Annotated in this window: 28 protein-coding genes; 19 read left to right on the top strand and 9 right to left on the bottom strand. The window is 70.3% G+C overall.

Annotation, left to right across the window (positions count from 1 at the left end; translation table 11 throughout):
• Positions 1–183: 183 nt before the first annotated feature.
• The 11 genes from P3T41_RS36890 to P3T41_RS01845 all read left to right on the top strand — a co-directional run bounded on the left by P3T41_RS36890 (position 184) and on the right by P3T41_RS01845 (position 9,973).
• Positions 184–267: a putative leader peptide gene (locus P3T41_RS36890; protein WP_317621159.1), complete on the top strand. Its 84-nt coding sequence runs from the start codon at positions 184–186 to the stop codon at positions 265–267.
• A 209-nt stretch (positions 268–476) separates the two neighbouring features.
• Entirely contained in the window at positions 477–2,201 is a 1,725-nt protein-coding gene (locus tag P3T41_RS01890) for a nitrite/sulfite reductase (protein ID WP_280687145.1), read from the top strand.
• A complete protein-coding gene (locus tag P3T41_RS01885) occupies positions 2,198–2,377 on the top strand; it encodes a hypothetical protein (RefSeq protein WP_280687144.1) in 180 nt (59 codons plus the stop codon). The genes P3T41_RS01890 and P3T41_RS01885 overlap by 4 nt, the downstream gene beginning before the upstream one ends.
• A complete protein-coding gene (locus P3T41_RS01880; RefSeq protein WP_280687143.1) occupies positions 2,361–3,059 on the top strand; it encodes a phosphoadenylyl-sulfate reductase in 699 nt (232 codons plus the stop codon). The genes P3T41_RS01885 and P3T41_RS01880 overlap by 17 nt, the downstream gene beginning before the upstream one ends.
• 62 nt (positions 3,060–3,121) lie before the next feature.
• Entirely contained in the window at positions 3,122–3,724 is a 603-nt protein-coding gene (gene cysC / locus P3T41_RS01875) for an adenylyl-sulfate kinase (RefSeq protein WP_280687142.1), read from the top strand.
• Positions 3,721–4,659, top strand: coding sequence for a sulfate adenylyltransferase subunit CysD (gene cysD, locus P3T41_RS01870; protein WP_280687141.1), 939 nt, complete (start codon positions 3,721–3,723; stop codon positions 4,657–4,659). Before cysC ends, cysD begins: the two co-directional genes overlap by 4 nt.
• Position 4,660: 1 nt before the next feature.
• Positions 4,661–5,989, top strand: coding sequence for a GTP-binding protein (locus P3T41_RS01865; RefSeq protein ID WP_280687140.1), 1,329 nt, complete (start codon positions 4,661–4,663; stop codon positions 5,987–5,989).
• 208 nt (positions 5,990–6,197) lie between these two features.
• Positions 6,198–7,352 carry an aliphatic sulfonate ABC transporter substrate-binding protein gene (locus P3T41_RS01860; RefSeq protein WP_280687139.1) on the top strand — a complete coding sequence of 385 codons (1,155 nt, stop codon included), beginning with the start codon at positions 6,198–6,200 and terminating at the stop codon, positions 7,350–7,352.
• A gap of 147 nt (positions 7,353–7,499) precedes the next feature.
• Entirely contained in the window at positions 7,500–8,306 is an 807-nt protein-coding gene (locus P3T41_RS01855) for an ABC transporter ATP-binding protein (RefSeq protein WP_280687138.1), read from the top strand.
• The gene (locus P3T41_RS01850) at positions 8,293–9,216 is read left to right on the top strand and encodes an ABC transporter permease (RefSeq protein WP_280687137.1); all 924 of its coding nucleotides are present in this window, start codon (positions 8,293–8,295) and stop codon (positions 9,214–9,216) included. Before P3T41_RS01855 ends, P3T41_RS01850 begins: the two co-directional genes overlap by 14 nt.
• 4 nt (positions 9,217–9,220) lie before the next feature.
• On the top strand, positions 9,221–9,973 hold the full coding sequence (locus tag P3T41_RS01845) for a sirohydrochlorin chelatase (protein ID WP_280687136.1): 753 nt from the start codon (positions 9,221–9,223) through the stop codon (positions 9,971–9,973).
• 22 nt (positions 9,974–9,995) lie between these two features.
• Here P3T41_RS01845 and P3T41_RS01840 read toward each other — a convergent pair whose 3' ends face one another.
• The 7 genes from P3T41_RS01840 to P3T41_RS01810 form a co-directional block, all read right to left on the bottom strand.
• Positions 9,996–10,760, bottom strand: a complete 765-nt coding sequence (locus P3T41_RS01840) for a barstar family protein (RefSeq protein WP_280687135.1) — start codon at positions 10,758–10,760, stop codon at positions 9,996–9,998.
• Positions 10,761–10,878: 118 nt separating this feature from the next.
• Positions 10,879–11,424 carry a hypothetical protein gene (locus P3T41_RS01835; protein ID WP_280687134.1) on the bottom strand — a complete coding sequence of 182 codons (546 nt, stop codon included), beginning with the start codon at positions 11,422–11,424 and terminating at the stop codon, positions 10,879–10,881.
• Between the two features lie 190 nt (positions 11,425–11,614).
• Complete coding sequence (locus tag P3T41_RS01830; protein WP_280687133.1) at positions 11,615–11,935, bottom strand: hypothetical protein; 321 nt, start codon at positions 11,933–11,935, stop codon at positions 11,615–11,617.
• A gap of 2 nt (positions 11,936–11,937) precedes the next feature.
• Positions 11,938–12,222: a hypothetical protein gene (locus tag P3T41_RS01825; RefSeq protein WP_280687132.1), complete on the bottom strand. Its 285-nt coding sequence runs from the start codon at positions 12,220–12,222 to the stop codon at positions 11,938–11,940.
• Between the two features lie 27 nt (positions 12,223–12,249).
• Positions 12,250–12,675 (bottom strand): Imm1 family immunity protein, encoded by a 426-nt coding sequence (locus P3T41_RS01820; RefSeq protein ID WP_280687131.1) that lies wholly within the window; start codon positions 12,673–12,675, stop codon positions 12,250–12,252.
• 2 nt (positions 12,676–12,677) lie between these two features.
• On the bottom strand, positions 12,678–17,111 hold the full coding sequence (locus tag P3T41_RS01815) for a ricin-type beta-trefoil lectin domain protein (RefSeq protein WP_280687130.1): 4,434 nt from the start codon (positions 17,109–17,111) through the stop codon (positions 12,678–12,680).
• 258 nt (positions 17,112–17,369) lie between these two features.
• Positions 17,370–18,932 carry an MDR family MFS transporter gene (locus tag P3T41_RS01810; protein ID WP_280687129.1) on the bottom strand — a complete coding sequence of 521 codons (1,563 nt, stop codon included), beginning with the start codon at positions 18,930–18,932 and terminating at the stop codon, positions 17,370–17,372.
• Between the two features lie 155 nt (positions 18,933–19,087).
• On the opposite strand from P3T41_RS01810, the gene P3T41_RS01805 reads away from it, so the two are divergent.
• Both P3T41_RS01805 and P3T41_RS01800 read left to right on the top strand, forming a co-directional pair.
• Positions 19,088–19,549, top strand: a complete 462-nt coding sequence (locus tag P3T41_RS01805) for a MarR family winged helix-turn-helix transcriptional regulator (RefSeq protein WP_280687128.1) — start codon at positions 19,088–19,090, stop codon at positions 19,547–19,549.
• Positions 19,550–19,665: 116 nt separating this feature from the next.
• Complete coding sequence (locus tag P3T41_RS01800) at positions 19,666–20,544, top strand: AraC family transcriptional regulator (RefSeq protein ID WP_280687127.1); 879 nt, start codon at positions 19,666–19,668, stop codon at positions 20,542–20,544.
• A gap of 162 nt (positions 20,545–20,706) precedes the next feature.
• Here P3T41_RS01800 and P3T41_RS01795 read toward each other — a convergent pair whose 3' ends face one another.
• On the bottom strand, positions 20,707–20,949 hold the full coding sequence (locus tag P3T41_RS01795; protein WP_280687125.1) for a hypothetical protein: 243 nt from the start codon (positions 20,947–20,949) through the stop codon (positions 20,707–20,709).
• 303 nt (positions 20,950–21,252) lie between these two features.
• On the bottom strand, positions 21,253–21,513 hold the full coding sequence (locus P3T41_RS01790) for a hypothetical protein (RefSeq protein ID WP_280687124.1): 261 nt from the start codon (positions 21,511–21,513) through the stop codon (positions 21,253–21,255).
• 110 nt (positions 21,514–21,623) lie between these two features.
• Between P3T41_RS01790 and P3T41_RS01785 the strand changes: the two genes are divergently transcribed.
• From P3T41_RS01785 to P3T41_RS01760, 6 genes are all read left to right on the top strand, one after another.
• Positions 21,624–22,694: a Scr1 family TA system antitoxin-like transcriptional regulator gene (locus tag P3T41_RS01785; protein WP_280687123.1), complete on the top strand. Its 1,071-nt coding sequence runs from the start codon at positions 21,624–21,626 to the stop codon at positions 22,692–22,694.
• 19 nt (positions 22,695–22,713) lie between these two features.
• Complete coding sequence (locus tag P3T41_RS01780) at positions 22,714–22,914, top strand: DUF397 domain-containing protein (protein ID WP_280687122.1); 201 nt, start codon at positions 22,714–22,716, stop codon at positions 22,912–22,914.
• 167 nt (positions 22,915–23,081) lie between these two features.
• Positions 23,082–23,867, top strand: coding sequence for a hypothetical protein (locus P3T41_RS01775; protein ID WP_280687121.1), 786 nt, complete (start codon positions 23,082–23,084; stop codon positions 23,865–23,867).
• 50 nt (positions 23,868–23,917) lie between these two features.
• Complete coding sequence (locus tag P3T41_RS01770; RefSeq protein ID WP_280687120.1) at positions 23,918–24,604, top strand: ATP-binding protein; 687 nt, start codon at positions 23,918–23,920, stop codon at positions 24,602–24,604.
• A complete protein-coding gene (locus tag P3T41_RS01765) occupies positions 24,561–25,340 on the top strand; it encodes an AAA family ATPase (protein WP_280687119.1) in 780 nt (259 codons plus the stop codon). The genes P3T41_RS01770 and P3T41_RS01765 overlap by 44 nt, the downstream gene beginning before the upstream one ends.
• Positions 25,337–25,687, top strand: a complete 351-nt coding sequence (locus P3T41_RS01760; RefSeq protein WP_280687118.1) for a hypothetical protein — start codon at positions 25,337–25,339, stop codon at positions 25,685–25,687. The genes P3T41_RS01765 and P3T41_RS01760 overlap by 4 nt, the downstream gene beginning before the upstream one ends.

Raw genomic sequence — 25,687 nt, 5'->3', positions numbered from 1 at the left:
ATCACCTCCGCGATCACCTCCGCGATCACCTCTGCGACCGGCTCTGTGACCTGCTCTGCGATCAGCTCGCCGCGTGCCGCCCCGGACTGCGCACTGTCGCGCTCATCTCGCGATACGAAACAAAGAAGTCCGCATTCTGGACGATAGTGGACCGCGCCTCGCTCGGCGTGCGAATCTCTTGCCATGTCTAGCGCCGGAACCACCCTGGTTGGTCGACTCCACGTCGATCTCCTTCGCGTGTCCAGCGCCATCTGTCCGGTGATCTGAGCCCCACACCCAAGGCGCCAGCACCGCACCCGGCGCCACCCCGCCGCCCATCTCCGCAGCAGCGGACGCGCGAGCACCCCAGGGCCACGGTCACCGTCTCCCCCTCCACCGAAGATCCGCAGGTCGGAATGGGCAGGCAGGCGGACAGGTCACGGCCCGGGAGCAGCGCAGCTTTCCCGCATCAGAGCCACCTGCCCGAAGGACGTCTTATGGCCACCACTCCCGACCCGGTCGAGCCGCAGCCCGCGAGCGCCGCGGCGCCCCGTGCCGCCGCCGCCCGCAAGGCGACCCGCCACCGCGGCGAGGGCCAGTGGGGCATGGGGCACTTCACCCCGCTCAACGCCAACGAGCAGTTCAAGAAGGACGACGACGGTCTCAACGTGCGGACACGCATTGAGACGATCTACGCGCACCGGGGCTTCGACTCGATCGACCCGGCCGACCTGCGCGGCCGGATGCGCTGGTGGGGTCTGTACACCCAGCGCAAGGAGGGGATCGACGGCGGCAAGACCGCGATCCTGGAGCCGCACGAGCTGGACGCCGAGTTCTTCATGCTGCGGGTGCGGATCGACGGCGGCCGGCTGACGGTGGCCCAGCTGAAGGCGATCTCCGAGGTCTCCCAGCAGTACGCGCGCGGCACCGCCGACCTGACCGACCGCCAGAACATCCAGTACCACTGGATCCGGATCGAGGACATGCCCGCGATCTGGCAGAAGCTGGAGGCGGTGGGCCTGTCCACCACCGAGGCCTGCGGCGACACCCCGCGCGTCATCCTCGGCTCGCCGGTGGCCGGCATCGCCGAGGACGAGATCATCGACGGCACCCCCGCCATCGAGGAGATCCAGCGCCGCTTCATCGGCAACCCCGACTTCTCCAACCTGCCGCGCAAGTTCAAGTCGGCCGTCTCCGGCTCGCCGCTGCTGGACGTGGCGCACGAGATCAACGACATCGCCTTCGTCGGCGTGAACCACCCCGAGCACGGCCCCGGCTTCGACCTGTGGGTCGGCGGCGGCCTGTCCACCAACCCCAAGCTGGGCGTGCGGCTGGGCGCCTGGGTGCCGCTGCACGAGGTCGCCGACGTCTACGGCGGCGTGATCGGCATCTTCCGCGACTACGGCTACCGCCGGCTGCGCAACCGCGCCCGGTTGAAGTTCCTGGTCGCCGACTGGGGCGTGGCCAAGTTCCGCCAGGTGCTGGAGGACGAGTACCTCAAGTACCAGCTGGTCGACGGCCCGGCGCCCGAGCAGCCGACCGGCGTCTGGCGCGACCACGTGGGCGTGCACCGGCAGCAGGACGGCAACTTCTACGTCGGCTTCGCGCCGCGGGTCGGCCGGGTGGACGGCGCGCTGCTCGGCAAGGTCGCCGAACTGGCCGCCGAGCACGGCTCGGACCGGCTGCGCACCACCGCCGAGCAGAAGATGCTGGTCCTCGACGTGCCCGAGGAGCAGGTCGCCTCGCTGGTGGCCGGCCTGGAGGCGCTGGACCTGCGGGTCACCCCGTCGCCGTTCCGGCGCGGCACCATGGCCTGCACCGGCATCGAGTACTGCAAGCTCGCCATCGTCGAGACCAAGGAGCGCGGGCGCACCCTGATCGACGAGTTGGAGCAGCGGCTGCCCGACTTCGCCGAGCCGCTGACCATCAACATCAACGGCTGCCCCAACGCCTGCGCCCGGATCCAGGTGGCGGACATCGGTCTCAAGGGCCAGCTGGTCAGCGACGAGCACGGCAACCAGGTGGAGGGCTACCAGGTCCACCTGGGCGGCGCGCTCGGCCTGGAGGCCGGGTTCGGCCGCAAGGTGCGCGGTCTGAAGGTCACCAAGGACGGCCTGCCGGACTACGTCGAGCGGGTGCTGACCCGGTTCCAGGCCGACCGCCAGGAGGGCGAGCGGTTCGCCCAGTGGACGGCCCGGGCCAGCGAGGAGCAGCTGTCGTGAGTGAGCGCGCCGCGCCCTTCTACTGCCCGTACTGCGGTGACGAGGACCTGCGTCCGTCCGAGGAGGGCGGCCACGGCGCCTGGGAGTGCGCTTCCTGCCGCCGGGCCTTCCAGGTGAAGTTCCTTGGCCTGCTGTCAGCTACGAACGGGGGAACGGCAGATGAGCACCGCCACTGACCTGGAGGCGCTGGCCACCGCGGCCGCTCGCGACCTGGAGGAGGCCTCGGCGCAGGAGATCCTGCGCTGGGCCGCCGACGCCTTCGGCAGGAAGCTCTGCGTCACCTCCTCGATGGAGGACGCGGTGGTCGCCCACCTGGCGTCCACCGCGTTGCCCGGGATCGACGTGATCTTCCTGGACACCGGCTACCACTTCCCGGAGACCATCGGCACCCGGGACGCGGTCGCCGCGACCCTGCCGATCAACGTGATCACGCTGACCCCGCGTCAGACGGTGGCCGAGCAGGACGCCGAGTACGGGCCGAACCTGCACGACCGCGACCCGGACCTGTGCTGCTCGCTGCGCAAGGTCGAGCCGCTGCAGCGCGGGCTGATGGGCTACGACGCGTGGGCCACCGGACTGCGCCGCGACGAGTCGCCGAGCCGGGCGAACACCCCGGTGGTGGCCTGGGACGCCAAGCGCCGCAAGGTGAAGATCGCGCCGATCGCCCGCTGGACCCAGGACGACGTGGACGCCTACGTCCAGGCCAACGGGGTGCTGCTCAACCCGCTGCTCTGGGAGGGCTACACCTCGGTCGGCTGCTCACCGCTCTCCTGCACCCGCAAGCCGGGCGAGGGCGAGGACGCCCGGGCCGGGCGCTGGGCGGGCTCGGGCAAGACCGAATGCGGCATCCACCTCTGACACCGCTGACCGGGCCGACTCCTTTTTTTGACCCCTCGTTACTTAATTTTGGAGCGAAACACATGACCACAGTCGACACCTTGGCCGCCGCCGGGGAAGCCGCGGAGGCGGCCCCCGCGGCCGCCCCCTGCGAGCGCGGCGCCACGGTGTGGCTGACCGGGCTGCCCAGCGCCGGCAAGACCACGCTGGCCTTCGCGCTGGCCGAGCGGCTGCGCGCCGAGGGCCACAAGGTCGAGGTGCTGGACGGCGACGAGATCCGCGAGTTCCTCTCCAAGGGCCTCGGCTTCTCCCGCGAGGACCGCCACACCAACGTCACCAGGATCGGCTTCGTCGCCGAGAAGCTGGCCGCCAACGGCGTCAAGGTGCTCGCCCCGGTGATCGCCCCCTACGCCGACTCGCGCGCCGCGGTGCGCGAGCGGCACGCCGCCCGGGGCACCGAGTTCCTGGAGATCCACGTCGCCACCCCCGTCGAGCTCTGCTCCGAGCGGGACGTCAAGGGGCTCTACGCCAAGCAGGCCGCCGGTGAGATCTCCGGTCTGACCGGTGTCGACGACCCGTACGAGGCGCCGACCGCACCGGAGTTGCGTCTTCAGACCGAGGGTCGGACGGTTGCCGAGTCCGCCGCCGAGCTGCACACTTTCCTGACCGAGAGGGGCCTGGCATGACGACCGCCACCGCGAGCCTGATCGAGCACAGCGACAGCCCGTACGCGCTCTCCCACCTGGACGCGCTCGAAGCCGAGTCGGTGCACATCTTCCGTGAGGTGGCGGGTGAGTTCGAGCGGCCGGTGATCCTCTTCTCCGGCGGCAAGGACTCGATCGTCATGCTGCACCTGGCGCTCAAGGCCTTCGCGCCGGCGCCGATCCCGTTCTCGCTGCTGCACGTGGACACCGGCCACAACTTCCCCGAGGTGATCGCCTACCGCGACCGCGTGGTGGCCGAGCACTCCTTGCGCCTGCACGTGGCGAACGTGCAGGACTTCATCGACGACGGCCGGCTGCGCGAGCGCCCCGACGGCACCCGCAACCCGCTGCAGACCGTCCCCCTCCTCGACGCCATCGAGAGCGGCAAGTTCGACGCGGTCTTCGGCGGCGGGCGCCGCGACGAGGAGAAGGCCCGCGCCAAGGAGCGGGTCTTCTCGCTGCGCGACGAGTTCGGCGCCTGGGACCCGCGGCGCCAGCGCCCCGAGCTGTGGTCGCTCTACAACGGCCGGCACGCGGTGGGCGAGCACGTGCGGGTCTTCCCGCTCTCCAACTGGACCGAGCTGGACGTCTGGCAGTACATCGAGCGCGAGTCCATCGAGCTCCCGGAGATCTACTACGCCCACGAGCGCGACGTCTTCGCCCGTGACGGCATGTGGCTGACCGCCGGCGAGTGGGGCGGCCCCAAGGAGGGCGAGACCGTCCAGCGCCGCCTGATCCGCTACCGCACGGTCGGCGACATGTCCTGCACCGGCGCCGTCGACTCCGACGCCGCCACCATCGAGCAGGTGATCACCGAGATCGCCGCCAGCCGCCTGACCGAGCGGGGGGCGACCCGGGCGGACGACAAGATGTCCGAGGCCGCCATGGAAGACCGCAAGCGCGAGGGGTACTTCTAACATGACCACCACTACCGAAGTGACCGCCGCCACCTCGCTGCTGCGCTTCGCCACCGCCGGCTCCGTCGACGACGGCAAGTCGACCCTGGTCGGGCGCCTGCTGCACGACTCCAAGTCGGTCCTCACCGACCAGTTGGAGGCCGTCGAGCACGCCTCCCGCAAGCGCGGCCAGGACACCCCCGACCTGGCGCTGCTCACCGACGGCCTGCGCGCCGAGCGCGAGCAGGGCATCACCATCGACGTCGCCTACCGCTACTTCGCCACCGCCCGGCGCCGGTTCATCCTCGCCGACACCCCCGGCCACGTGCAGTACACCCGCAACATGGTCACCGGCGCCTCCACCGCCGAACTCGCCGTCGTGCTGGTCGACGCCCGCAACGGCGTGGTCGAGCAGACCCGCCGGCACGCCGCGGTCGCCGCCCTGCTGCGCGTGCCGCACGTCGTCCTGGCCGTCAACAAGATGGACCTGGTCGACTACGCCGAGCCCGTCTTCGCACGGATCGCCGCCGAGTTCACCGCCTACGCGGCCTCGCTCGGCGTGGCCGACATCGTCGCGGTGCCGATCTCCGCACTGGCCGGCGACAACGTCGTCGAGCCCTCCGCGAACATGGACTGGTACGGCGGCCCGACCCTGCTGGAGCACCTGGAGACCGTGCAGGTCACCACCGACCCCAGCGAGGAGCCCGCCCGCTTCCCCGTCCAGTACGTGATCCGCCCCCAGTCCGCCGAGCACCCCGACTACCGCGGCTACGCGGGCCAGTTGGCCTCCGGCGTGCTGCGCACCGGCGACACGGTCACCGTGCTGCCCGCCGGGCGCACCACCACCATCGCGGGCATCGACGCGCTCGGCACCGAGACCGACATCGCCTGGGCACCCCAGTCGATCACCGTCCGCCTCACCGAGGACATCGACATCTCGCGCGGCGACCTGATCGCCACCGGCCCGACTCCCGCGCCCACCAAGGACGTCGAGGCCACCGTGTGCCACCTGCACGAGCGCCCGCTGCGCGTCGGCGACAAGGTCCTGCTCAAGCACACCACCCGCACCGTGCGCGCGCTGGTCAAGGACATCACCTACCGGATCGACATCGACACGCTCCAGCAGCGCGCCGACGCCACCGAGTTGAACGTCAACGAGATCGGCCACGTGCTGCTGCGCACCGCCGAACCGCTCGCCCTCGACGACTACCGCGACAACCGCCACACCGGGTCCTTCCTGCTGATCGACCCGGCCGACGGCACCACCCTCACCGCCGGTATGGCCGGCGAGTCCTTCGGCGGCGCCCCGGCGGCACCGGCGGCTCAAGGCGAAGCGGAGGACTGGGCCTGATGACCGGCGAGGCGTTCTCCGGCATGGACAAGGAAGGCGGCCGGATCGGCAGCGGCCTGCGCGGCAGCGGCCAGGGCGGCATCGGCCGATGTGGGTACGGGCGGAGCGTCTGACGCTCCGTCACCGGCGCACCGCCTTCCAGTGACACGAGGCACGCCGGGCCCAACGCGCCACCCCTCCTTGACCGTTCCAGCAGAGGACTCCTCCGATGGCTCCCACCCAGGCAAGCACCCATAGCCGTCCCCGCCCGAACGCCACGCGCGCCAGACGCCTCGCCTTCACCGCCGCCGCCGGTCTGACCGCCGTCGCCCTGCTCAGCGCCTGCGGCGGCTACGGCTCGAAGGCCGCCAAGACCGACGCGGCTCCGGTGGCGGCCACCCCGGGCGCCCCGAAGCTGTCGGCCGACACCGTGAAGATCGGCTACTTCGCCAACCTGACCCACGGCACCGCGCTGGTCGGCCTTCAGGACGGACTGTTCCAGAAGGAGTTGGGCGCCACCCAGCTCAAGACCCAGGTCTTCAACGCGGGCCCGGCCGAGATCGAGGCGCTGAACTCCGGTTCGATCGACATCGGTTGGATCGGCCCCTCCCCCGCGATCAACGGCTACGCCCAGGCCAAGGGCCAGTCGCTGAAGATCATCGGCGGCTCGGCCTCCGGCGGCGTCGAGCTGGTGGTCAACCCGAGCAAGATCCCGACCCTGGACGACCTCAAGGGCAAGAAGATCGCCAGCCCGCAGCTCGGCAACACCCAGGACGTCGCGCTGCTCAACTACCTGGCGGGCAAGGGCTACAAGGAGGACCCGCAGACCGGCGCCGGCGACGTCAGCGTGGTGCGCACCGACAACAAGGTCACGCCGGACGCCTACGCCGCCGGCTCGATCGACGGCGCCTGGGTGCCCGAGCCGACCGCCTCCCAGCTGGTCGCCAAGGGCGCGAAGGTGCTGCTGGACGAGAAGTCGATCTGGCCGAACGGGCAGTTCGTGAGCACCAACATCATCGTCTCGCAGTCCTTCCTCAAGGCGCACCCGGACGTGGTGCAGGCCGTGCTGCGCGGCTCGGTGAACACCAACGCCTTCATCAAGGCCAACCCGGCCCAGGCCGAGCAGGACGCCAACGCCGCGATCAAGGCGGCCGGCGGCAGCGCGCTGCCCGCGAGCATCCTCGACTCGGCCTGGAAGAGCATCGACTTCACCAACGACCCGCTGGCGAGCACCCTGCAGTCCGAGGCCGACCACGCGGTCACCGCGGGCCTGCTGAAGAAGCCGGACCTCAAGGGAATCTACGACCTCGACCCGCTGAACCAGGTGCTCAAGGCGGCCGGCCAGCCCGCCGTCACCGACGCGGGCCTGGGCAGCGGTTCCTGACCCTGCGTCAGCTTCAACCACCGCCACTGACTCCGAAGTTCGCCCCCGCCCCGTCCTCGTCGATGCCCAATCACCGGACCGGGCGGGGGTGGACCTCGGCCCCCAAGCTTTCTCCGCTCGTCCCACTCACGCCAGGAGGTGCCCGCGATGAGCACGGCACTGACCACCCCGAACGACGCTCCAGCCGTCGCGGACCGGGCCGACGCTTCGCCCGCCGTCCGGATCGCCGGCGTGCACAAGTCCTTCGGCCGCCCCGGCACCGCCGTGCCGGTGCTGGACGACATCACCCTCGACGTCGCCCCGGGCGAGTTCCTCTGCCTGCTCGGCGCCTCCGGCTGCGGCAAGTCCACCCTGCTCAACCTGGTCGCCGGCCTGGACCAGCCGACCGCCGGCAGCATCGAGGTGCCCGGCGGCCGCCCGGCCCTGATGTTCCAGGAGCACGCGCTCTTCCCCTGGCTGACCGCCGGCAAGAACATCGAACTCGCGCTGCGCCTCAACGGCGTGCCGCGCGCCGAACGCAAGCCCGAGGCCGAGCGCCTGCTGGAGCTGGTCCGGCTCGGCGGCTCCTACGGCAAGCGGGTGCACGAGCTCTCCGGCGGCATGCGCCAGCGCGTCGCGATGGCCCGCGCGCTGGCCCAGGGCAGCAGCGTGCTGCTGATGGACGAGCCGTTCGCCGCGCTGGACGCGATCACCCGCGACGTGCTGCACGAGGAGATCACCCGGATCTGGCAGGAGCGGCGGCTCACCGTCCTGTTCGTCACCCACAACGTGCGCGAGGCGGTGCGGCTCGCCCAGCGGGTGGTGCTGCTCTCCTCGCGCCCCGGCCGGGTGGCCCGCGAGTGGCAGATCGACCTGCCGCAGCCGCGCCGCATCGAGTCCGCCTGCGTCGCGGACCTGTCCGTCGAGATCACCGAGCACCTGCGTGGGGAGATCCGCCGCCATGGCCAGCACTGAGACCGCCCCCGCCGCACCCGAGGCGCCGGCCACACCCGAGGCGGCTCCGCACCAGGACCTGGCCGGTGTCGAGGCGGGCCTGGACGCACTGGACGCCGTCCAGCCGCACCGCACCTCGCCCGCCCAGCTGTTGCGCGAGAAGGTGCTGCCGCCGGTGCTCGGCGTGCTGCTGGTGCTCGGCGTCTGGCAGCTGCTCTTCAGCCTGCACGTCACCCCCGAGTACAAGCTGCCCAGCCCGCTGGACGTCTGGCACAGCCTCACCGACCTCTGGTACCAGGGCACCCTCTTCTCGATCATCTGGACCAGCGTCTGGCGCGGCATCACCGGCTTCGCCGCCGCGGTGGTGATCGGCACGCCGATCGGCCTGCTGGTGGCCCGGGTGAAGTTCGTCCGCGCGGCGCTCGGCCCGGTCCTGTCCGGCCTGCAGTCGCTGCCCTCGGTGGCCTGGGTGCCGGCCGCCGTGATCTGGCTGGGCATCGACGACCAGGCCATGTACGCCGTGATCCTGCTCGGCGCCGTCCCCTCGATCGCCAACGGCCTGGTCTCCGGCATCGACCAGGTCCCGCCGCTCTTCCTGCGGGCCGGCCGCACGCTCGGCGCGCGCGGCCTCGGCGGCGCCCGGCACATCCTGCTGCCGGCCGCGCTGCCCGGCTACCTGGCCGGCCTGAAGCAGGGCTGGGCGTTCTCCTGGCGCTCGCTGATGGCCGCCGAACTGATCGCCAGCTCCCCCGACCTGGGCCTGGGCCTGGGCCGCTACCTGGAGAACCAGCGGGACGCCTCCGACATGTCCGGCGTGCTGCTCGGGATCATCCTGATCCTGACCGTCGGTGTCGCCATCGACCTGCTGATCTTCACCCCGATCGAGCGCCGCGTGCTGCGCAGCCGCGGCCTGCTGCAGACGGGACGCTGACCCGATGGCCGCCCCCTCCCCCACCCTGCTGCTGATCGCCCACGGCAGCCGCGACCCCCGGCACGCCGCCACGGTCGACGCGCTGGTGCGGGAGGTGCGCGCCCAGCGCCCCGAACTCGACGTCGCCACCGCCTTCCTGGACCACTGCGCCCCCCGCATCCCCCAGGTCGTGGAGCGCCTCTCCTCAGCGGTCGCCGTCCCCCTCCTGCTCAACCGCGCCTTCCACGCCAAGCACGACATCCCCGCCGCGCTGCGCGCCACCGGCGCCGACCTCCCCGTCGCCGACGTGCTCGGCCCCGACCCGCTCCTCCTCACCGCCCTGGAACGCCGGCTGGCCGAAGCAGGCCTCGACACCGCCTCCCCCGCCACCCGCGCCCGCACCGGCATCGTCCTGGCCGCCGCCGGCTCCTCCGACCCCACCGCCGACGCGGTCACCCGCACGCTCGCCGCCACCTGGCAGCACCGCCGCGGCTGGGCCGCGGTCACCGTCGCCTACGCCTCCGCGGGCGGGCCCCGGGTGGCGGACGCGCTGGCCCAGCTGCGCGCGACAACCGGCGTGCGGCGCACGGCGGTCGCGCCGTACCTGCTCGCCCCGGGGCTGCTCCCGGACCGCATCGCGGCAGGCGCGGCGGAGGGTGGCGCCGACGTGCTCGGCGCGGTGCTGGGCGCGGCCCCGGAGGTGGCACGCGTGCTGCTGCGGCGGTACGCGGCGGCGGAGGCGGAAGGCGTGGGGGCGGCGGCGGTCAGCGCTGCGTGAGCGTACTGCGGTGCGGCCTAGGTCAGCGCAGCAGAACGCTCACGCCGTGCTCCTCGAAGATCTCCAGCACCTCCGCGAGGAACGGCGCGGCCAGCCGTGACCTCGCGGCCTCGCTGTGCCGCCACTCCACGGTGAACGGCGGTGTCGCGCCCCACCGGCCGCCGGCGCAGTCGTCCAACGCGCTGAGGTTCCAACCGAAGTACCCGCCGGGCCCGTTCACCGCCTCGCCCAGAGCGCAGTAGAAGCTGTCCTCGTCCACCATGTGCCGACCGTCCAACTGGTAGACGGCCCCAGGCGGTTGCTCGGGCACCGCGCGGTAGGCCTGGTGGAAGAGCGCCACGGAGAGCCAGCCGCGCCGGCCGGACGGGCCCAGCGAGCGCCACAGGCCCGGCCGGTCCAGCGACCCGGTGCGGCGCAGTTCCCACGGCCACCCGGCATGCGGCAGCGCGTTGGCGCACCACAGACGCACCGTCAGGTCGACGAGCCCGTCCCCGTCCGCGGCGGACCCCACCGCCTGCACCGTCACGTCGTTGACGAAGTACTCGCCCATCTCCGCCCCGGCCACGTCCAGCAGCACGAGGTTCGCGTTACCCGCCACCGCGCCCCTGGTCCCGATCCGCTCGACAGCAGCGCGCAGACCGCCCTGCGGCGCGACGCCGAGCAGCCTCACCCGTCGGGAGCCGTCCTTCAGCGGTGCGAAGAGCCCGGTGGTCGCGGTAACGCGGCCCCAGACGTCGCTCTCGTCACCGTCACTGGTCAGCGTGCAACCGGGCCCGACCTCGCTCATGCGCACTCCCCCGAGTCCGTATTCCCCGCAGACAGGCCAACACTACTTCCGTTCCACGTGGGTCCCGACTGAGGGGGCAGTACCCCGCCAGCATGGCCGGGCACCGCCCCCTCATCTGTCACGGGAGCGTCGGCAGCACCGCCGCCCAAGCCGTCAAACGCTCGTCACCTTCGCATCCGCCGACCGCGTGGAGGATCGCGAGCGTTGGCACCAGAAGGTTCTTCGCCGCACGCAGGCGGCGAAGGGCCGCGATGTCACGCGTGTGCCAGTCGACCACGGCCTCCTGCGCCTCCGCGATCGACACCGGGGTCTCGCGCAGGAAGACCTCGACCACCCGATGGGCATCCAGGAGGTCGACGTCGGGATCTTCCGGTACACGGCGCAGCAGGGCAGCGGTGAGGTTCAGGCGGCGGACCACCGTCTCACCGTGCTCCATCTCACCTGCCGCGACCGCGGCGTCCAGCGCATACCCGAACGCCGCCGAGCAAGATGCCCAGAAGTCCGGCCGCAGGTTCGCGCAGCCATCGGTCAGACGTATCGTCAACAGCTCGACGACGGCGCGCCACTGGCCCGTGCCCAACTCGGACACCGCCGGATCACGGGCCGCCAGGCGGTCCACGAGTTCACGCAGATCGAGCGGAACGAGCTGATCGAGGTCAGACATCAGAGGTGGACTCCCGCCGCTGCGAAGGCATCCTGCCAATGCCCACAACGTTCCAGTTCCGTTCGAAGCAATGGCCGCTGTGATCGTCAATGTCGAGCCCAAAGTAGTTGACAAGATCCAGCGGGGCCTGCGTCAGCCGTTCACAGCAGTCCGTTCGGCATGTCGGTGGCCTCCGGACGGCTTGAGTACCTTACTCCGGATCAAGTCGGCCAAGGGTGACTTCATACTCCCCGCTGGCCACCAGGTCCTTGGCAGCGGCGAACATCTTCTGAGTGCCGGGATCGCGGATCAGCACCAGATCCGGGCAGGTGAAGTATCGACCGCCGAGGCATTCTCCGCTGGCCGCCCACCTGTCCATGAGTCTGCCCAGCTCGGCGTAGGTCAGGAAGGTCGCGGACCACCTGGACCCGTCTGGGAGCAGGAGCCAGCCGTCGGCGTTCTCCACCGTCTCGGGCGAGTCCTCACCCAACTCCACTCGCAGTCTTAGGCCGCCTTCGGCGATCTCGTACATGCTCAGCTCCCGTAAAGCTTCTTGAGCCGCTCGATCACCTTCGGCTCGTTACCCTTGTCTGCCTTGGCCACAATCTGCATGCCCTCGTTCGTGCTGCGGAAGAAGACTCGGCCGCAGTGTCGCGCGCATTCTGCGATCTGCGCCACCAGGACGCTGCGGAGCTGCTCGTCCTCACCGGGTTCAGGACCGAGGTGGGAGAAGCCGGCGTTCTGGGTCGGGCCGGCCAGGTCACCCCGGGGAGCAGTCAACTGCAGCCCCCTATCGACCGCTTCGACCGCGGGCTGCACCGTTGACTTCCGCCTATTGTAGACCTGCTAGTATTCCTGCCATTCGACGCATTCTGGACGCTTCCCCGCCGAGGCGATGAATTCCCTTAGTGCCTGACGTACCAGGGCGATCGGAATCTCAGAGTGCGCTGGAAACTCCGTCATGTGCCCCTGGATGAAGTATGCGAGCTCGCCGTCCTTTTCCGGGGAGCCGAGAGTGACAAAATTTCCATACTCGTCCATGAAGGCGAGGATCCCGACCTGCTGCTCCTTGTCGACCCCTACCAGCAGCTCGTGGTCGGGGTATCCGGACGGCAAGAGGTCTCGGTCGAGGGAGTGGATCTGAGCCAGGTTCTCGCGTGATGGACCGGTCAGGAGCGCGTCGATCAGCAGGTCGGCTTCTTCGGGTGCGCTGATGAGTTCAGGATTCTTACCGTGCTCCAACCGGTAGCGAACCTCAGCGAGGGCCTTCATGTCTAATGTCCTCCGTATGTCAGATCGTGCCAGGCGCCATCTGCATCCCGCCAGTGAACAGTGAGGGTCCGCGTGCTGCCGAGGAGCGCATCCATCACGTCATCGCAGCCCAGCCTGACGGTACAGGGTCCTGTCGGAAAGTTGATGACCAGGTCGGCTCGTGCGATCCCGTCGCGCGCCATGATGGCGGCGAATTTCTGCTCGACATCGGCTGCGCGACCGGATTTTGCCACCCCCTTCAAGATCCCCAATTGTCGGAGTGTACTGTTCACCCAGTCGATCAGTGCGGCGTCTTGGTTTCCACTCACCAGGTCGTATGCTTTTCCATTCGCGGCAATGGCGCGTCCGGAAGTAGCGCCCCCCGCATAAGCGGGAAGCTTAGCCGCCTCTGCGTCGCGATCGAAAACGGTCAACGACTTCTGGACCGCGTCGGCTTCCTGCTCGAGTCGTGCGATTGCCTCGGCGTCGAGGCTGCTGGCCTTGACTGCCTTGAGGGCGTCGGCAATGCCCACGCCGCTACGCATCGCGTCCTGGAGGATGCCGACGGCTTTGGCCGCGTCGGCGACCTTGGCCGGAGGGATGAACCAACTGGCGGCCCAGACACAGCCAGTGACGCTGCCATGGGAGCAGTCGGTGAAGTCCTTGACGGTGCTGTCCCACATGCCCTTGAGGACGGCTTTGTCGACGCTGGAGACGATGTCCCAGTTGCTGAAGTGGTGGACGACCTGCCGGGTGGCATCGATGGTCTTGGTGTCGAGCCAGGTCGTGGCGTACGGCGGGCACCCGTCTGGGCCGACGTCCCCTGGTGCGACGGTGTCGCACAGGTAGAAGTCGATGGTGACGGTGAAGTGCTGAGTGAAGGTGACATCGCAGCCGGTGTTGCCGAGGCCGAGGACGCAGGTGTTGTCCGGTGTGGGGTCTCCGTTCTGCGTGACGCTCGACTTGGTGAACACCTTGGGTGTGCTGGTCGGTCCGCCGTTGCTGACCGCCGCCTGCTGAGCTTGAGCTGCCTGGGCTGCCGCCGTTTGGGCGGCGGCTTCCTGGTCGGCCTGTGCGAGTGCCTCAGCGTTGACGGCATTCTGCTGAGCCGTCGTCGCTTGTTGCTGGGCGTCCTTGGCGGCTGCGGCGGCTGCGGCGGCGTCCTTGGTGGCCTGGTCGGCGACTTCCTTGGCGGTGGTGGCTGCGGCCTGGGCGCTGCCGGCGGCGGCCCACGCCTTGCCCGCGTCGTCGGTGGCGGCGACCGCCGAGGTGTGGGCGTCCGTGGCATCGCCGGCTGCGCCGGTGGCGGCTGCCTGAGCAGCCGCGGCGTCGGCGGTGGCTGCCGTGTCGTACTGCACCGCCCGTGCCTGCGAAGCCTGAGCCAACGCAGCAGCGGCAGCCGCCTGGGCACTGGAGGCGAGCGCGTCCTTCGCGCTGGCCTGCGCCTTGGCCGCGGAGGCGGCGGCCTTCGCGGAGGCGAGGTCGGCCGCCTGCGCATCGCCTGTAGCGGCGTTGGCCAGCGAGGCGGCCTGGTCAGCGGCCTGTTGGGCCTGCTGGGACTTGGCCTGGGCGAGGGCCTGCTGCTGGTCGGCGATCGACTTCGCGTCCTGGCCCAGCAGCACCGCCAGGCCGGCCGAGGCGTCGGTGTCCTGGTAGGGCGCACCCAACTGGACAGCGTCGTTGGCGGGTTGGGCGACCTGCTTGGCCGCCGAAGCGGCGGCTGAGGCGGCCTGGGCGGTGGCGTAGGCGTAGCCGGCCGCCGCTGCCGAGGTGGACTGCGCCGTGCCTGCCTGGGCCCAGGCCTGGATCGCGTTCTGCTGGGCGGTGTCGGCCTGGGTCTTGGCGGTGTTGGCGTCGCTCTGCGCGGCGGTCGCATCGGAGGAAGCCCGGTCTGAGGCGGACATCGCGTCGGCCGCAGCCGACTGGTCGGTGCGTACCGCGGCGTCGGCGGTGGCCTTGGCCGCGTTGGCGTCGCTCGCGTCGCTCTGCGCCTGCGTGGCGGCTGCCTGGGCCCGGGTGGATTCGGCCTCCGCTGTCTGGGCCGCAGCGGAGGCGGCCCCGGCGTCGGTGGTGGCCTGGCCGGCGGCGCTCTGCGAGTCGCCGGCGTCCCTGTCCGCGGCCGCGGCCGCGTCCTTGGCGCCCTGGGCGTCAGCGCCCGACGCCTGGGAGGCCGCGTACGCATCGGCCGCATCTGCCTTGGCCTGGTCGGCGTTGTGTTTCTGCTCCGCGTCCCACGCCTTCTGCTGGGCCTGCCGGGCGGCCTGGTCGGCTTGCTGGGCAGCGGTCTTCTTCTGATCCGCCGTCACCCCGGCCGCCTGGGCGGCCTGCGACTTGGCCACGGCGGTAGCCGCCGCGCTCTGCGCCGCGCTGCGGTCGGTGGCGGTCTTGGCCTGCGCGGCGGCCGCCTTGTTCTTCGCGTCCGCGGCGGTGGCCTGCGCGCCCTCCGCGGCCTGGCGCTTGGTGTGCGCGGTGTCGGCCGCCTGCTTGGCGCTCTGCTCAGCACCCTGAGCGGTGGTCAGGTCCGCCTGGGCGTCCTTGGCGGCCTGCGCCGCCTTCTGCGCCTGCAGCGCCGCACCGTCAGCGGCCGCCTGTGCCTGGTCCGCGGCCGCCTGAGCAGCCGTGCCGCGGAACTGGGCCTGCGCGGCAGCCGCCTGGGTCCGGGCGAGTTGCTGAAGCGCCTGCGCGTCCGCACCCGAGGCCATCGTGGCGTCGTAGGCGGTCTCGGTCGCCTTCGCCACCGCGGCCGTGGCCGCCGCCGAGGCGAGCGTGGCCTGCGCCTCCTGCTGGCCGGCCAGCAGCCCGCGCCCGCGCGGCTCACCCGCCGCATCCGCGACCGCCCAGGCCTGTTGCTGCGCCTTGACCGTCTCATCGGCCGCCGACTGCGCGATCGCCGCCTGCTGCTGAGCGACCTGCAACTGCGCCTTGGCCGCCTGCTGCGCGGCGGGCAGGGCGTTCTTCACCCGGTCGAACTCGGCCTGCTTGGGGAAGGACGGGCTGTCGCTGCCGGTTCCGGTGCCGCGGTTGTCCTGCTGGGCGTCGAACTGCTGCTGCGGGCTGCCGTTGCAGTCCGACACCTGCGAGGTCTGGCCCCAATTCGCCGTGTGCAGGTCCAGGCACAGGTTCGAGGCGGGGTTGTAGAACCGGGTCAGCCCGTTGGTTGTGGTCAACTGCCACTGCTGGTTGGAACCGCCGTTACAGTCCCAGATCTCCACCCGCGAGCCAGCATGGGTACCTGTGCTGCTCCACGGGATGTCCAGGCACTTGTTGGTCCCGTTGTTGACCAGCGCCCCCTGCGCCGTCAGGTGCCACACCTGGTTCAGCCCGCTGTTGCACCCCCACGCATCCACATCATTGCCGTTTGTCGGATCCCAACGCGGCACCTCCAGGCAAGCACCCGGCGCCGGATGCAGATGGAACGTGATCGGCCCGGTCCCGACCGCGCCCTGACCACTCGAGAAGTACGCCTGCCACGCACTCAACCGGTCCGCCGCCCAGGACTGCCCCAGCGCATTCCCCAACGCATCGGCCGAGGCCTTCAGAGCCGCGACCGCCTTGGTGTTCTGCGCGACGATCGCATCGCGCTGCGCCTGCTGGCCTGCGACCTCCGCCTGCCACTCACCGGCTGCGGTCTGCACCTGCTGACCCAGCACCTTGTTCGGATCGACCGCGTCCGGGTTGCCGAAGTCGCAGTTCGCGAACCGGGCCTTCAGGTCCTCCACCGCCACCCGGTATTCGCCGGTGCCGGGCTGCGCGGCACCGCGCGGGAACCCGCCGGCGGCCAGGAAGATCCGCAGATCGTCGGCCGACAGGGAGAACCCCGGGTGCAACTGGGTCCAGGCGGTGCTCTCCTGCGCGTCCTGAAGGTAGTTCGGATCCTTGCCCACGTCCGGGAACGTCCCGTAGCGGCCCTTACCGAGGTCCTCGGCGGCCTGCCGCGCGGCCGGATCGACCGGCAGAGCAGCCGGCTGCCCGGCCAGGTCCGACTCCGACAGACCCAGGACCTTCGAGGAGGACGAGCTGGCCCACAACTGGGAGAAGAGGTCCGGCGGCTCGTAGAAGGCGGGCTGGGTCATCCCCGGATTCGTCAGCCCGTCAACCTGCTTGTGCCAGGAGTCCTTGCTCGCCTGCTCCGCCTGGACCGCCTGCCCGTACGCCGCCTGGTCGGCGAGATACGCATCGTGGAACGGCGTGCTGTGGCTCCGCGTGTCGTCGTCCAACGCCGCGTGCAGCTGCGCCGGCGTACCGTCCATCGCGCCCGCGACCAGCGTCTTGACCGCCGGACCCCCGCGCCGCAACACGTACGACGCGACGCACTGGTCCTTGCGGTACTGCGCCGCAGCACCCGGGTCGTACCCGGCGGTCGGGGCAGGCGTCGGAGTGTCCGCCAACGCCTGGACGCCCGAGGCCGTCAGAGCGGCGGCAGTGGCCAGCGCGGTGACCGCGACCAGCCGCGACAAAGCGCTCCGACCCCGGCGGCGCCGGAGCGGAGCTATGAGAGTTTTCAAGTGCAACAGTCCTGTTTCAGGGCGCACTTGTACTCGGGAACGACGCACACGCCCCCCAGCACATGCACGCCGATCCCTCTGTGCGGCCGTCAGATGGACGGCCGGCCCCCGGAAGCGCACACGGTCCGGAGATCGCGTGCGCGAACACTCAGTATTTACTCAGGAAACCCTCAGGGTCAACGCTTTTTTGGCGCTGCCCCAACACCGACTTCACACCTCCGCCACCGCATCCGACTCCTCCCCCGCCCCCGCCATCGACCCGCGCAGCGGCACCTCGCGGATCAACCAGCTGACCGCGAACGCCACCAGCGCCAGTACCGCTCCGCCCAGGAAGACGGCGTGCACCCCGTTGGTCACCGCCGCCTCGAACGCCTGCCGCACCGGCGACGGCAGTGCCTTCAGCGCCTCCGGTGGGATGTGGGCCGAGATCAGCGCGTGCCCCTTGGCCGCGCCGAGTTGGGCCGTGAGGTGGCGGTCCAGGCCGCGGGTGTAGAGGGAGCCGAGGAAGGCGATCCCCAGGGAGCCGCCGATGGTGCGGAACAGGGTGACCGAGCCGCTGGCCGCCCCCATGTCGCGCAGGGCCACGCTGTTCTGGGTGATCAGCATGGTGTTCTGCATCAGGAAGCCCATGCCGATGCCGACCACCACCGTGAGCAGCGAGGCGACCAGCAGCGGGGTGTCCACCTGGAGCAGCAGCAGGACCAGCATCCCGCAGGTCAGCACCGCGCCGCCGATGATCACGAAGATCCGGTAGTGCCCGGTGCGGGTGGTGATCTGACCGACCGTCAGCATCACGGCGAGCATCCCGAACATCAGCGGCAGCAACAGCAGCCCGCTCGCGGTCGGCGACGCGCCCTGCACGTACTGCATGTACTGCGGCAGGAAGTTCACCGCGCCGAACATGGCGGCGCCGACCAGGAAGCTGAGGAGTTGGGCGACGGTGAAGTTGCGGTCCCGGAACATGTGCGGGGGCAGGATCGGCTCGGCCACCCGCTGCTGCGAGCGGACGAACGCCACGAGTGCGAGCAGCGCGACCACGCTCAGCAGCAGGATCGGCGCCGAGCCCCAGGCGTACTGGCCGCCGCCCCAACTGGCGACCAGCGTCACGGCGACCACCGAGACGGTGAGCAGCGCGCCGCCCAGGTAGTCGAGCCGGGCCTGGATCCGGCGGCGGGGCAGCCGCATGCCGAGGCCGGTGACCAGCAGCGCGATGACGCCCAGCGGCACGTTGACGTAGAAGCACCAGCGCCAGCTGAGGTGCTGGGTCAGGAAGCCGCCGAGCAGCGGACCGCCGACGAAGGCGATCGGCATCATGCCGCCGATCGCCGCCATGTACCGGCCGCGTTCGCGCGGTGGCACCAGGTCGCCGAGGGTGGCCATCGCGCCGACCATCAGGCCGCCGGCGCCCAGGCCCTGCAGAGCGCGGAAGCCGATCAGCTGGTTCATGTCCTGGGAGATCCCGGCCAGCGCCGAACCGATCAGGAAGACCACGATGGCGGCCATGAACATGATCTTTCGGCCGTGCAGGTCGCCGAGCTTGCCCCAGAACGGGGTGGTGACGGCGGCTCCCAGCGCGTACGCGGTGACCACCCAGGAGAGCCGGGCCAGGCCGCCCAGGTCACCGACGATGGTGGGCAGTGCGGTGGAGACGATGAGGTTGTCCAGCATCGCCATCAGCATGCCGAGCATCAGCCCGGCCATCGCGATGTGGATGGTGCGGCGACTCGGGGGCTGTTGGTCGGTCTCGATGGGGAGAGCCTTGGTGCCGGTCATCGACACACTCCTTGCTCAAGCTGCTCGAGCGACTGGGCTCAGGAGCCGATCCGCTCGTGGAACTGGAACCGATCCTGCGTTCCAGCTTACCCATTCGTTGGCATTCGCGAACGATTTCCCAGCCCCGATCATCGGCCCGGCGATACGATGAGAACGTGACCCCTACGTCGACCCAGAGCGCTCCGGCCATCGACCGGCTGGGCTTCCTGCTCGCCCGGCACGGCCGGCTGATGAAGGCGCGCATCCGCGAGGCGCTGAGCGTCAGCGGGCTCGGCCCCCGGCACGGCGCGCTGCTGCTGCACCTGGCGCAGGCCGGCGCGACCAGCCAGCAGGCGCTGATCGAGGCGCTCACCGTGGACCCGAGCACGCTGGTGGCGATCCTCAACGACCTGGAGCGCGACGCGCTGGCCGAGCGCCGCCGCGACCCGGCCGACCGCCGCCGGCACATCGTGCGGATCACCCCGGCCGGGCGCGCCGCCGCGGCCGCCGTGGAGGAGGCGGTCAGCGCCGTCGAGCGGGAGGCCTTCGCCGATCTGGACGAGGACGAGATCGCCCAACTGCACGCGCTGCTGGCCCGGGTGCGGATCTGCCCGGAGAACGGCGGGTACGAGGCCTGACGGTTACGTGCAGAACCTGCGCCGACTTCTTTGACATGTGTACAACATCCTCGTTCGGGGCCTAACTTGTGGCACGACCGGCGGTCGCACCTGACCGCCCTGACGAGGAGGCCCCCTTGCCGCTTCTTCACGTCGGACGGAACCTCACGCCCCGTCAACCCGTCGAGATCGCCCGGATCGGCAACCGCTACCGCGTGACCCGCCCGTGGCACCCGGGCCTGCGCCCGTTCGTGCGCGGCTACGCCGGTTACGCGGAGTCGGAGGTGACGCCCTACCAGGTGCGGCTCATCCCGAGCGGCCGCGCCGTGCTGGTGATCAGCCTGGCGGAGCCGTTCACCCAGGTTCGCCGGCTGGGGGCGGCGGGACCGGGCAGCGGGCGGATCGGCTCGCTGGTCACCGGCCTGGAGTCCGCGCCCGCCGTCTGCGAGCACCCCGGCGGCCAGGAGGCGATCCGGGTCGAGTTCACACCGCTGGGCGCCTATCGGCTCTTCGCCATGCCGATGGCCGAGTTGACCAACCGCGTGGTGGAACTCGCCGACGTCCTGGGCCCCGGCACCGGGCAACTGGTCGAGCGACTGGCCACCACCGACGACTGGACGGCCAGGTTCGACCTGCTGGACGCCGCGCTGCTGGCCCGGATCGACGGCGGCCCGGATCCCGCGCCGGAAGTGGGCCAGGCCTGGCGGCTGCTGGCCGACAGCTGCGGCGCGGTGCCGATCGCCCGCCTCGCCGACGAAGTGGGCTGGAGCCAGAAGCACTTGATCCGCCGGTTCACCGAACAGGTCGGCCTGACACCGAAGCTGTCCGCCAGGGTGCTGCGCTTCCACCGCGCGGTGGAACTGCTGGGGCGCGGGGCCGGCACGCCGGCCGAGATCGCCGCGCTCTGCGGGTTCTACGACCAGGCGCATCTCAACCGCGAGTTCCGCGCCCTGGGCGACACGACGCCCGGCCGGCTGGCGGCCGCCCGCCGGGTGGAGGGCGCGCTGACGCTGTGAGCAGCGGCGAGCAGCGGCGCGCGGCGATGCATGGGAGGCGAGGTCAGATTTGTCCAAGCCCGGCCCACCCCCGCCCCGGTAGCGTCACCGCACGGGGGTCGGAAGTACGGGCACGGGCGAGGCGGGGACGTCCGCGCCCGTACTTCCGAACTCGCCGCCCGGTCATGGCGCCAGGCCCGCACGGCGCATTCGGGAGCGCAGCATCGGCGCGCACCGTGGGCAGTTGCACGGCGGCCACTCGCCGCTGACCGGGCCGCTCCAGTAGGACTCGCCGGGCCAGACCTCCTGACGCGAGAGTTCGATCCGCTCGCCGGAGCTGGTGATCCGGTAGACCTGCAGCGTCATGGAGCCGAGCCGGGGTTCGGGCTCGGGGTCACTGCTTGGGTCGTGCATGGGGTCGTACATGGGTGGCTCATTTCGCTTCGCACACCAGGCAGTTCGGCCAGCCGAGCGGGCAGGGCCTCGCCCCGGACGACGCGGCCGAGGCAGTGCGCGTGATCAACGACGTAGTGCGTGAGTGCTTCGAGCGTCCGGACGCCGCACCCACCGATCTCGACGTGGAAGCCCGCCGGGGTACGGCTGATCCGGCCGCCGCCGGCCAGGCCAGGCAGCGTAGGCAGTCCAGCCACCGCGAGAGCGTCCGCGAAGGCTCGGACGGCACGCTCGGCGGCCTCGCGCAGCTCACGGATCTCGCGGTCCTCGGGCAGCTCAACTCGACTGCTGGGCACGGGCGGCCAACCCCTCGCGGAGCAAGGCGGCGATCCCGCGCACCACATCCGGATGCGCCCGCCCGAGGTCGACCAGGACCAGCCCGGTGAACCAGCCCTCGTGCGAATCCTCGCCGAGCGAGGGCAGGGTGAGCCCCGCTTCGGCGAGTACGGTGAGCAACGCGTCGACCGCGTCACGGGCGTTCGCGCGGGCCTGGGCGGCGAGTTCGCCAATGCGAGTGGAACCGTGGCGGTTCACCATTGAACAACTTCCTTTCGTCGCATTCTGCTAACAAGCATCGGCACTCCGTAGTACCTTGGCGAGACCTAATCCCCTGACATCAGCCGCATGGCAAGAAAGAAGGTTGGGACATGGCCGCACGGCGTTCCGCAGGACAGGCCGTTCCCCCGCTCAGCCGAGAGGCGTTCGGCTGGCTGCTGCGGGACATGCGGGAGTCGGCTGGTATGACAATCGCTTCGCTCGCTCCCCAAGTTCCCTGTGACAGTTCGCTGTTGTCACGCTTCGAGTCGGCCGAACGGGTGCCGAAGCTGTCGACGGTGCAGCGGTTGGACGTACTGCTGGAGACCGGTGGGCGGCTGGAACGGGCCTGGCACAAGGTGGATTGGCATCGGGAAATCGAGCATCCAGATTGGTTCAAGGAGTTCGCCGAAACGGAGGCGATCGGGGTTCGTCTGGGCGAATACAACATTTCGCGAATCCCCGGCCTGCTGCAGACCCCGGAATACGCCCGCGCGCTTCTTGTGAGAGGTCCCGCGCGTAAGGACGGCCCTTCTCTTGAGCAGCGTGTGGTGGCTCGAATGAGCCGTCAGGAACGCTTCCTCGTCGAGGACGGGCCGCTGCTCTTCTTCGTCATCGACGAGGGCGTCCTGCGGCGGATGGTGGGCGGCCGCCTGGTGATGTACCACCAGCTGAAGCACATCCTGGACGTGATCGAGCGCTATCCCAACATCGTGGTGCAGATCGCCCCGGACGAGTTGGGTGAACGAGTCGCCTCTTCCAGGAGCTTCACCCTGGTGGAACTACCCAACGGCTCCAAGGTCGTCTACTCGGAGAGCGTGACGCGTGGCCATCTTTCGCGCCATCCAGACGAGCTTGAGCGGCTCTCGCGGGCCTATGATCGGCTACGAGCGGATGCCCTCTCGGCGTCCGAGTCAGCCGACTTGATCCGCCGCATCATGGAAGGACTGCTCAACGTGAGCCCAGAAATCCAGCCGCTCCCGACCCAGATCTCGTGGTTCAAGGCCAGCTACAGCGGCGAGGACGGCGGTCAGTGCATCGAGACCTCGCACGACCTGCGCCCCACCGGCCTCATGCCCATCCGTGACTCCAAGAACCCCGATGGCCCCGCCCTGTTCTTCCCCACCGACTCCTTCGCCGGCTTCATCAACGGCGTCAAGGACGGCGGTTTCGGCACCGTCTGACCCTGGAAGGACAGCGGACATGACCCTCACCTGGTTCAAGTCCAGCTACAGCGGCAGCAACGGCGGCCAGTGCATCGAGGCCTCCCACGATCTCCTCCCCACCGGCCTCGTCCCCGTCCGCGACTCCAAGAACCCCGACGGCCCCGCCCTCACCTTCCCCGCCGCCTCCTTCAGCACCTTCGTCACCGCTCTCAAGACGGGTGCCCTGCCCACCACTTGAGCCCCCCGACCCCGCACCCCGTCACCACCAGGGGTGCGGGGTTCGGCCTGCGCGGTCGGCTTTCGGCGAAGTAGGAAGCACGAACCACCCGGACACGGCACACTGGGCGCACCAAAAGTCATCTGACGAAACGTCAGACCGCACACACGCCGAAGTGGAGCCTCCCGGTGCCCGATGAGATAGTCCTCGCGCTGAGCGCGTCCGAAGCCGCCGCAGGTACCACCGTGACGCTTCGGCTCCCGGACAGCGCCGAGTCGATGACGATCCGCATCCCACCCGTCGAGCACGGCACCGTCCTGCGCATCCCCACCGCCACGGGTGATCTGATCGTACGCATCCAGGTCACCTCCGACGGGGTGCCCGGCGCGCCCCTCGGGCCCGCGTTCGCGCCCAAGCCCAGGCCGCGCAGCGGGGCCAACGGCAAGCTGATCGCCGGTTTGCTGGCCGTCGGCATCGCCATCGTCGTCGGGGTGATGAACAGCGGCCATCACGGCGCGTCGACAGGGGATTCCGCCTACACGCCACCGACGTTCGGCCCCGTCCCCTCGTTCACCTACTCCCTCCCGACACTGCCCGCCCTCCCCATCCCCACCCTCCCCATCCCCACCTTCAACTACGACCCCAGCCAACTGGTCCACCCCATCACCACGCCCAACGATGCCCCGAGCGACACCCCCAGCAGTGCGCCGACCTTCGCCGTCCACGACTGCCTGTCGGGGACCCTGCCCGACTCCACCACCGCGCAGAGCGTCGACGGGGTCGACGTGATCTCCTGCTCCTCCGCGAACGCTCATTACAAGGTGATCCAGAGCTTCTTCGGCACCACGGACCTGAGCAAGTGTCAGGACAATCCGGACAGCCAGTACTCGTTCTCGGAGGAGACGACCTACGGCGGTGCCACCATCTCCTCCGAGGTCTACTGCGTGGTCGGCCTGGGTTCCTACGCCCGGTAGTGCCGCAGACCCGCTCCGGCTCGCACCGGCCCCGCCGTGCAACGCGGTCCGTGCAATTCGACGCGGGGTGGCCGATCCCTGAGCGTGGAGGTGCGGTGTACGTATCGACGGTGTCGATCTCAGGTGTCCGGGGGTTCCTCGGTAACCGCCGGGTCGAACTCGACCTCCGACGGCCCGACGGCTCGCATGCCGGCTGGACGGTCATCGCCGGGCGCAACGGGGCCGGCAAGACCACTCTGCTCCGCGCGATCGTGGTGGCCTTGGACATCCACCGGCCTGACGACCTCGCCGGCTGGCGCTCCGCGGCGGAGGGGCGAGCGGCGGTGCGGCTCAGCGGCGACATCGAGGAAGTGGAACTCCTCCTCGACGATGGCGAAGGGGAGTCCCCATGGGCGTTCGTCGGCCGGTCCCAGCGGCTGCCGCAGGTCCTGGCCAGCTGCGTCTGGCCAGGACCGCTGGGGAAGGCGAGGCGGCGGGCGCGGCCACGCTGGCGCCAGGTCCTGCTCTCCTCCCGTGGCAAGTCCGGTGGGCAGCGGCTCATCGATGAGGACCTCTGGCAGATCGCCGGGGTGGAGAACATCCTGGCCTTCGGCGCGTTCCGTCGGCTGGGCCGCCGCGCCGGCTCAGCCGACGAGTCGACCTATTCGAACGTCGCGACCCTCTTCGATGAGGATGCCACTCTCGCGGGGGGGCATGGAGTGGCTGATCCATCTTCATCATCGCGGCCTGACAGGTGACGCTGAAGCTGCCCGAACGGTTGACGCCGCGATCGCCCTGCTGAACGACGGCCTCCTCCCGGACGGGCACGTGGTCACCGAGGTGACGCCGGAGGGCCTCAGGCTGCGGGACGGCGATTCCGAGTTCCTCATCACGGAGATGAGTGAAGGCCACCGTGCGGCCGTGGCGTTGGTGATCAACATTCTGGCGATGCTGTCAGCTCCGCTGATGCCGGGCCAAGAGGAGTCCGAGGCGTTCGACGTCTTCACACTCGGGCCGTCACCGACGGTTTGGGTCCCCGGCGTGGTGCTCATCGACGAGGTGGACGCGCACCTGCATGTCAGCTGGCAGCAGCGGATAGGCGGTTGGCTCAAGACGCACTTCCCGAATGTCCAGTTCATCGTCACCACGCACAGCCCCCACATCTGCCAGGCCGCCGACCCCGGTGGGCTGATCCGACTGGCCGGCCCCGGAGAGGACGAGCCACCAAGGGTGGTGGACGAGGAGCTCTACCAGCGCATCGTCTACGGCAGCGGGGACGATGCCGCCATGTCCGCGCTTTTCGGCCTGGAGAGCCCGTACTCACCGCAGGCCGAGGCGGAACGGCGGCGCTTGGTGGCGCTGGAGCGGCGCGTGTACGCCGAACAGGCCTCGGCCGAGGAGATCGCCGAGTACGAGGCACTCGGCGAGAAGCTGAACAGCTCGCTGAGCGCCTCGGTCGCCGAGACGGCGGCTCGGTTGCGCACGGCCGGATGATCGGCCTGGTCCGCGCCGGGTTACCCGAGCGCGCGGAACTCGTCCGCAGCCGACGAGCCACCTTCATCGAGGCCAGATCGATGCTCCGGGACTGGGCCCGCTGCTCCGATGAAGGCCTGGCGGACGAAGCAGCCGAGATCGCGGCGGTCCTGACCTCGCTGCGTCACGCGGACGTCCTGGCCACCATGGTCGCGCTCGCCCGTCGCGGTGACGGGGCCGCGCGTGCCGTTCTGGGAGCCGAACTGACAGCCGTGATCCGGATGTTCGACGGCCGCCTGGCGACGTCGGCGATCCCCAGGCAGCTGTCGTCGTCGCACTCGACGGACCGCGCCGACACGACTGCCTAG

This window comes from Kitasatospora sp. GAS204B (genome assembly GCF_029892155.1).
GTDB lineage: Bacteria > Actinomycetota > Actinomycetes > Streptomycetales > Streptomycetaceae > Kitasatospora.
Note: the sequence above shows the minus strand (reverse complement) of the source record. Positions and strands in the feature narration are given on the sequence as shown.

What these genes read in the sequence shown, in the direction of transcription:
- P3T41_RS36890 (WP_317621159.1), top strand. Translation starts at nt 184, where the DNA reads ATGTCTAGCGCCGGAACCACCCTGGTTGGTCGACTCCACGTCGATCTC.
- P3T41_RS01890 (WP_280687145.1), top strand. Translation starts at nt 477, where the DNA reads ATGGCCACCACTCCCGACCCGGTCGAGCCGCAGCCCGCGAGCGCCGCG.
- P3T41_RS01880 (WP_280687143.1), top strand. Translation starts at nt 2,361, where the DNA reads ATGAGCACCGCCACTGACCTGGAGGCGCTGGCCACCGCGGCCGCTCGC.
- cysC (WP_280687142.1), top strand. Translation starts at nt 3,122, where the DNA reads ATGACCACAGTCGACACCTTGGCCGCCGCCGGGGAAGCCGCGGAGGCG.
- cysD (WP_280687141.1), top strand. Translation starts at nt 3,721, where the DNA reads ATGACGACCGCCACCGCGAGCCTGATCGAGCACAGCGACAGCCCGTAC.
- P3T41_RS01865 (WP_280687140.1), top strand. Translation starts at nt 4,661, where the DNA reads ATGACCACCACTACCGAAGTGACCGCCGCCACCTCGCTGCTGCGCTTC.
- P3T41_RS01860 (WP_280687139.1), top strand. Translation starts at nt 6,198, where the DNA reads ATGGCTCCCACCCAGGCAAGCACCCATAGCCGTCCCCGCCCGAACGCC.
- P3T41_RS01855 (WP_280687138.1), top strand. Translation starts at nt 7,500, where the DNA reads ATGAGCACGGCACTGACCACCCCGAACGACGCTCCAGCCGTCGCGGAC.
- P3T41_RS01850 (WP_280687137.1), top strand. Translation starts at nt 8,293, where the DNA reads ATGGCCAGCACTGAGACCGCCCCCGCCGCACCCGAGGCGCCGGCCACA.
- P3T41_RS01845 (WP_280687136.1), top strand. Translation starts at nt 9,221, where the DNA reads ATGGCCGCCCCCTCCCCCACCCTGCTGCTGATCGCCCACGGCAGCCGC.
- P3T41_RS01840 (WP_280687135.1), bottom strand. Translation starts at nt 10,760, where the DNA reads ATGAGCGAGGTCGGGCCCGGTTGCACGCTGACCAGTGACGGTGACGAG.
- P3T41_RS01835 (WP_280687134.1), bottom strand. Translation starts at nt 11,424, where the DNA reads ATGTCTGACCTCGATCAGCTCGTTCCGCTCGATCTGCGTGAACTCGTG.
- P3T41_RS01830 (WP_280687133.1), bottom strand. Translation starts at nt 11,935, where the DNA reads ATGTACGAGATCGCCGAAGGCGGCCTAAGACTGCGAGTGGAGTTGGGT.
- P3T41_RS01820 (WP_280687131.1), bottom strand. Translation starts at nt 12,675, where the DNA reads ATGAAGGCCCTCGCTGAGGTTCGCTACCGGTTGGAGCACGGTAAGAAT.
- P3T41_RS01810 (WP_280687129.1), bottom strand. Translation starts at nt 18,932, where the DNA reads ATGACCGGCACCAAGGCTCTCCCCATCGAGACCGACCAACAGCCCCCG.
- P3T41_RS01795 (WP_280687125.1), bottom strand. Translation starts at nt 20,949, where the DNA reads ATGTACGACCCCATGCACGACCCAAGCAGTGACCCCGAGCCCGAACCC.
- P3T41_RS01790 (WP_280687124.1), bottom strand. Translation starts at nt 21,513, where the DNA reads ATGGTGAACCGCCACGGTTCCACTCGCATTGGCGAACTCGCCGCCCAG.
- P3T41_RS01785 (WP_280687123.1), top strand. Translation starts at nt 21,624, where the DNA reads ATGGCCGCACGGCGTTCCGCAGGACAGGCCGTTCCCCCGCTCAGCCGA.
- P3T41_RS01780 (WP_280687122.1), top strand. Translation starts at nt 22,714, where the DNA reads ATGACCCTCACCTGGTTCAAGTCCAGCTACAGCGGCAGCAACGGCGGC.
- P3T41_RS01765 (WP_280687119.1), top strand. Translation starts at nt 24,561, where the DNA reads ATGGAGTGGCTGATCCATCTTCATCATCGCGGCCTGACAGGTGACGCT.
- P3T41_RS01760 (WP_280687118.1), top strand. Translation starts at nt 25,337, where the DNA reads ATGATCGGCCTGGTCCGCGCCGGGTTACCCGAGCGCGCGGAACTCGTC.